Source organism: Bacillus cereus group sp. N21, assembly GCF_016483395.1.
GTDB lineage: Bacteria > Bacillota > Bacilli > Bacillales > Bacillaceae_G > Bacillus_A > Bacillus_A pseudomycoides.
Genome location: NZ_JAEHBX010000301.1, coordinates 1 through 323, shown reverse-complemented (window position 1 = coordinate 323; position 323 = coordinate 1). Strand labels below are relative to the sequence as shown.

The following is a 323-nucleotide window of genomic DNA, read 5'->3' as shown; positions in this document are numbered from 1 at the left end:
AACAGATACCCTTCATTTGAAAAGACAAGTGAAGGGCTTTTTATGCGTGTAGTACAGCTTTTAAAGTCTGTATTTGTTTAGTTGACTCTTCTCTTTTTGAACGCGGCTGTTCAGGAGTTTCATTCAAATCCATTGCAACTTTTTTCCCATCTACACAAGCTAAAAATACTGCGCCTATAACCTCTAAAATTTTTTTCATCATGTATTCGCTCCTTTGTTTCATTTCTTGTCTTAATTGTATATGGAAGTGTGTGGACGAACTATCGAACGAGATGACAATAGCATTACATTGTTGTAATGGAATGACTAGTGGAATGCAAGGG

General features: G+C 36.2%; 1 protein-coding gene. It reads right to left on the bottom strand.

Annotated features, from left to right (window positions below):
• Nucleotides 1-40: 40 nt before the first annotated feature.
• Nucleotides 41-323: hypothetical protein (locus JDS96_RS31790; RefSeq protein ID WP_206777260.1), on the bottom strand; the 283-nt coding region annotated here is incomplete at its 5' end.